We start from the raw sequence: 5,892 nt of genomic DNA, 5'->3' as shown, positions 1-5,892 counted from the left end.
TTGATTTATCCAACGCACCGACACAGATTATTTCCCTTTTTCAGGTAAAACTACACCGAGATCAAACGCAATCTTTCTAATTCTATCCCTGGTTTCTTCGTATTTGTAATTTAGATTGATCACTCTGTAATAGGTTCTGCGTGTAATTGCTAACTTGCTTATTGCTTCAGTTATCGGAACACGTTCCTTTTCTTTATAGATAAGCAATAACCGTTCAATTTGCTTATCGGTCAATTGACAGCCACCACGCCTCTTACTATCAAGGGTATTTTTTTTATCTTCTGGATTCAGCCCTTCCCCCGTTCTTTTCTTTTGGTGAAAAAATGGTTTTATAGTTTCTAACTCCCTAATCTTCTTCTTTTGAACGAGTATCTCACTTTTTAAATTACTAATCTTTTTATTATACACTTGAGCAGAGTTCGCAATTTTTTGATCACTATCATATTCTTTTAAATCGAGAATTTTCTTTTTTCTATTTAGCTGATCCTCTAAATCTAACGCTCTATTATAAAACGCTATTTCCTCTTCACTTCTTTTTTTCAATTTTCCTTTCACTCTTTCGAGTTCATTTTCTAGTCTATCTGCTCTCTCTTTTTCTTCATTACATTCCCTCTCGAGTTTTTCAATTCTTTCTTTATATGTTTTTTTATTTTGGAGGTGAATCTTTCTTAACTTCCTATTTTCTTTTTTCAAGCCTTCTGCCACGTCTATCCATGAAAATAAAAGACTATGAAACTCCTCATCACTTCCAGCATATATCATAAATCCTGGTCCATTTTTTTTAGTTAATTTCAGCAACAAGTCATAAGTACTTTCCTTCTTCTCGTCCGCGTTATCATTCCTCATACCATCCACCCTCTTTTGTATCTTTTATATTAATATAAAAGATACACATAAATGCAAAAACAATCAATGCTTCTATTGATTTACAGCTTCCTTTCAGTACATAATATCCTCTTTTATGAAGGATGTTTCATCTACCCTTAGACACTATTTTTTTCACAAAATTCTGAGAACATGACAATTAATTTGCTGATCTATTTAAACTCAATTCTTGATAGGGTAGAACAAACCATCATTAATTACATCAAATTTATCCACTATCCTCGGTTTTTTATTGTTTTTTTATTCAATCAAATTGAAGAAAATAATCGTAAGAATAAGGCAGTAGAAATAAGCAATCTTAACTAATCCTATTCTCTTAGTAATACTTTGAAAAACCAATAAAAATAATTTTTCTCTATTTATTTAGGTAGTTCATTTAGTTCACATTAAGTAATAAATTCTTTTCTACTGATTAGATCTTTCATAAATCAACTAGAGAAAAACTGTGGGTACCATTCAAAAAATGAATGGCATCCACAGTCTAAACTATCTATTTTTTTAATATAGTACTTCTTATGAACAGTTAATGAGCGCGTCTACTCCCAGGACATTACGCCATAGCTTCCTGTAATTCCTTGCATCAATAAATTGTCTGCGTACCCTTCAATAAAGGTAGTTGCTTCTGCTTCTGTTGAAAACAAACGCGCTCCCTTTTCAATATTTGTCGATTGGTCATCCCCCTCGGAGACGTAATACCACACGGTATATTGAACTTGCGGTTCTGGTTTTGGTGTTGGTGTTGGTGTTGGTGTTGGTATCGGAGCAGGCGTTGGGTCTGGTATTGGAGTGACATTTGTTCCCTCTCCATCATTAGGGGTTCCATTAGACGAATTTTCATTGTTTGTTGATCCATTCCCCTTACTATTTTCAGTACCAGATGGTTTAGATGCACCAGTATCAGCCGATTCAACAGTAGATGGATTCTGTGTACCTGAAGCAGCATCTGTAACCTGTGAAGGCTGACTGACAGATTCACCAATTGGTTGATTAGGTACTACCTTATCCGCTTCAGTAATAGATTGTTGATCCGTTATGACACCATTTTGATTTTGAACAGTCACTACGTTACCTTCAAACACCAACTTGTTTCCTGCATAAATCAAATTGTAATTTCCAATGCCATTCAACGAAGCTAATTTGTCCATGGCAACGTTCGTTGCCAATGAAATACCGCTTAACGTGTCTCCCCAGACAATAGTATATTCTTTTTTCCCTTCAACATCTTTTTTGATTTGATCAATTGATCGTGCTTCCCATTTACCATCAGTTTCGGATGCTTGCATATCTTGTCCATTTAATATAAAAAAACCTCCAATTACAGTGGCACTTGAGATCAACATCTTTCCATATTTTTTTCCAAAGTCTTTTATATTTTCAATAATCTTTCGCTTCTTTATATCCCGTCTCTTTTCCATCATAATTCCCCTTATTAAATGTTTTTTTCTTTTGAAGTCACAACACGAATCCTTTTTTTATGATTTTCGCTAGGATCCCCTTCCAATTTCTTAGATAATTCTTCACTTCTCTTCTTGTAATGGGTGCAGCCCATTTTGAAATACTCAACTTGATGTTCTAATCTTTTAATTTCACGGTTCATTCGTCCAATAATCTGTTCAAGGTTATGACTATTATTTATTCGTAAACGTTTCTCAACACCTTCCAAACTTTCACATTTTTCTTCGCAACTTTCGCAGATTGTAAAAAGTTCTTTATCAATAGCTATTTGCGAAACCGAGTAATTACCACACCATTCACAAGTCATTTCACTAGCAAGTTCTGATTCGTATAAGATATTTTGAACCTGAGAAAGACATTCATTTGGCTTTAAGTCGGCGGTGAGAATAAGAATACCTTGCTTTTTCTCCACTCGTTCAATCGATACACCAAATTTGCTAAGTTCCTTTTCAGCATTTACTAATATTCGATACCAGCCGTGTCCTATCCGGTGGCCAAACCTAATAAGAGCCAAACAATTTAAGTTTTCGTAATTAATCGAATGTTCTTCCATCAGTTATCTCCCTCTCAAAAATTCATATTTTTTAGTAATCAATCACTATCAAATTTGTAAATTAACTACTCTATCCACATTTCCTTATATACAAAGAAACCTAGTAGAGACATATCTCAATTACTACAAAAATAATATACCACATGAATAGGTTTTTTAAAACCTATATTTAGTAAAAAAATAAAAATTTTAGGATATTAAAGACCTAATAAAACGACTGACAAACCTTTAATCTTTAACTAATGAAAGGTTGTGGGACCGATGCTTAGCGCAAAAGTAGCAGCAAGAATAAAAGAGTTGCGTTTACAAAATGGATTGACTCAGGAAACTTTGGCTGAGTTAGCTGGACTAGATCTATCCTACTTAGGAAAAATTGAACGGGGACAAATTGAGAATATAAAAATTGAGACACTTGATAAAATTATTAAAGCATTCAAGATTGACTATCCTTCTTTCTTTGCCTTCAAAAAGGAAGATAATGATATCAGTAGAATAATTCCTGTCTCTTATACACATCTAGATGTGTATAAGAGACAGCACCTATACCAACATAAAAATTAGGGTTGTTCATCATAGCATTAACAACTCTAACTATTTTTTTGTCAAATACGCAAAAAAAATAATCCAATGTTCAGACTATCTAGTTGCTTATTAGAAAATACTTATTCTTCCTAAGCAAATACATGAAATACCTCATCCGTTTTTTTTACATTCTTCAATCAATTTCGGAAATCTAAGTTCATTAGACTTCGAGATACCTTGCTTAAAATCCTGAATGAAAATCTTTTGATTTTTTTATTATTAATTGATATGACGAAAAAAGCTGCGGAACTTCTCCGTAGCTTTTCTTAGTAATTCCCTTTGATTTATCCAACGCACCGACACAGATTATTTCCCTTTTTCAGGTAAAACTACACCGAGATCAAACGCAATCTTTCTAATTCTATCCCTGGTTTCTTCGTATTTGTAATTTAGATTGATCACTCTGTAATAGGTTCTGCGTGTAATTGCTAACTTGCTTATTGCTTCAGTTATCGGAACACGTTCCTTTTCTTTATAGATAAGCAATAACCGTTCAATTTGCTTATCGGTCAATTGACAGCCACCACGCCTCTTACTATCAAGGGTATTTTTTTTATCTTCTGGATTCAGCCCTTCCCCCGTTCTTTTCTTTTGGTGAAAAAATGGTTTTATAGTTTCTAACTCCCTAATCTTCTTCTTTTGAACGAGTATCTCACTTTTTAAATTACTAATCTTTTTATTATACACTTGAGCAGAGTTCGCAATTTTTTGATCACTATCATATTCTTTTAAATCGAGAATTTTCTTTTTTCTATTTAGCTGATCCTCTAAATCTAACGCTCTATTATAAAACGCTATTTCCTCTTCACTTCTTTTTTTCAATTTTCCTTTCACTCTTTCGAGTTCATTTTCTAGTCTATCTGCTCTCTCTTTTTCTTCATTACATTCCCTCTCGAGTTTTTCAATTCTTTCTTTATATGTTTTTTTATTTTGGAGGTGAATCTTTCTTAACTTCCTATTTTCTTTTTTCAAGCCTTCTGCCACGTCTATCCATGAAAATAAAAGACTATGAAACTCCTCATCACTTCCAGCATATATCATAAATCCTGGTCCATTTTTTTTAGTTAATTTCAGCAACAAGTCATAAGTACTTTCCTTCTTCTCGTCCGCGTTATCATTCCTCATACCATCCACCCTCTTTTGTATCTTTTATATTAATATAAAAGATACACATAAATGCAAAAACAATCAATGCTTCTATTGATTTACAGCTTCCTTTCAGTACATAATATCCTCTTTTATGAAGGATGTTTCATCTACCCTTAGACACTATTTTTTTCACAAAATTCTGAGAACATGACAATTAATTTGCTGATCTATTTAAACTCAATTCTTGATAGGGTAGAACAAACCATCATTAATTACATCAAATTTATCCACTATCCTCGGTTTTTTATTGTTTTTTTATTCAATCAAATTGAAGAAAATAATCGTAAGAATAAGGCAGTAGAAATAAGCAATCTTAACTAATCCTATTCTCTTAGTAATACTTTGAAAAACCAATAAAAATAATTTTTCTCTATTTATTTAGGTAGTTCATTTAGTTCACATTAAGTAATAAATTCTTTTCTACTGATTAGATCTTTCATAAATCAACTAGAGAAAAACTGTGGGTACCATTCAAAAAATGAATGGCATCCACAGTCTAAACTATCTATTTTTTTAATATAGTACTTCTTATGAACAGTTAATGAGCGCGTCTACTCCCAGGACATTACGCCATAGCTTCCTGTAATTCCTTGCATCAATAAATTGTCTGCGTACCCTTCAATAAAGGTAGTTGCTTCTGCTTCTGTTGAAAACAAACGCGCTCCCTTTTCAATATTTGTCGATTGGTCATCCCCCTCGGAGACGTAATACCACACGGTATATTGAACTTGCGGTTCTGGTTTTGGTGTTGGTGTTGGTGTTGGTGTTGGTATCGGAGCAGGCGTTGGGTCTGGTATTGGAGTGACATTTGTTCCCTCTCCATCATTAGGGGTTCCATTAGACGAATTTTCATTGTTTGTTGATCCATTCCCCTTACTATTTTCAGTACCAGATGGTTTAGATGCACCAGTATCAGCCGATTCAACAGTAGATGGATTCTGTGTACCTGAAGCAGCATCTGTAACCTGTGAAGGCTGACTGACAGATTCACCAATTGGTTGATTAGGTACTACCTTATCCGCTTCAGTAATAGATTGTTGATCCGTTATGACACCATTTTGATTTTGAACAGTCACTACGTTACCTTCAAACACCAACTTGTTTCCTGCATAAATCAAATTGTAATTTCCAATGCCATTCAACGAAGCTAATTTGTCCATGGCAACGTTCGTTGCCAATGAAATACCGCTTAACGTGTCTCCCCAGACAATAGTATATTCTTTTTTCCCTTCAACATCTTTTTTGATTTGATCAATTGATCGTGCTTC

General features: G+C 33.7%; 6 protein-coding genes. 1 reads left to right on the top strand and 5 read right to left on the bottom strand.

The features are described 5' to 3' along the window. Nucleotides 1-27: 27 nt before the first annotated feature. The 3 genes from A5868_RS02035 to A5868_RS02025 form a co-directional block, all read right to left on the bottom strand. Nucleotides 28-846 carry a hypothetical protein gene (locus A5868_RS02035; RefSeq protein ID WP_086306040.1) on the bottom strand — a complete coding sequence of 273 codons (819 nt, stop codon included), beginning with the start codon at nt 844-846 and terminating at the stop codon, nt 28-30. 575 nt (nt 847-1,421) lie between these two features. Then, complete coding sequence (locus tag A5868_RS02030; RefSeq protein WP_086306039.1) at nt 1,422-2,300, bottom strand: LysM peptidoglycan-binding domain-containing protein; 879 nt, start codon at nt 2,298-2,300, stop codon at nt 1,422-1,424. Between the two features lie 14 nt (nt 2,301-2,314). After that, on the bottom strand, nt 2,315-2,893 hold the full coding sequence (locus tag A5868_RS02025; protein ID WP_086306038.1) for a hypothetical protein: 579 nt from the start codon (nt 2,891-2,893) through the stop codon (nt 2,315-2,317). Nucleotides 2,894-3,154: 261 nt separating this feature from the next. On the opposite strand from A5868_RS02025, the gene A5868_RS02020 reads away from it, so the two are divergent. After that, on the top strand, nt 3,155-3,454 hold the full coding sequence (locus tag A5868_RS02020) for a helix-turn-helix domain-containing protein (protein ID WP_254911041.1): 300 nt from the start codon (nt 3,155-3,157) through the stop codon (nt 3,452-3,454). 327 nt (nt 3,455-3,781) lie between these two features. Here A5868_RS02020 and A5868_RS02015 read toward each other — a convergent pair whose 3' ends face one another. Together A5868_RS02015 and A5868_RS02010 are read right to left on the bottom strand one after the other, a co-directional pair. After that, a complete protein-coding gene (locus tag A5868_RS02015) occupies nt 3,782-4,600 on the bottom strand; it encodes a hypothetical protein (RefSeq protein ID WP_086306040.1) in 819 nt (272 codons plus the stop codon). A gap of 575 nt (nt 4,601-5,175) precedes the next feature. Continuing rightward, nucleotides 5,176-5,892, bottom strand: a 717-nt coding sequence (locus A5868_RS02010) for a LysM peptidoglycan-binding domain-containing protein (protein WP_087654067.1), incomplete at its 5' end; no start/stop codon positions are given.

It is taken from the genome of Enterococcus sp. 12F9_DIV0723 (assembly GCF_002174375.1).
In the GTDB taxonomy this organism is placed as follows: Bacteria; Bacillota; Bacilli; order Lactobacillales; family Enterococcaceae; genus Enterococcus_A; species Enterococcus_A gilvus.
The sequence above is the reverse complement of the archived record's forward strand: the minus strand, read 5'-3'. Positions and strand labels throughout refer to the sequence as shown.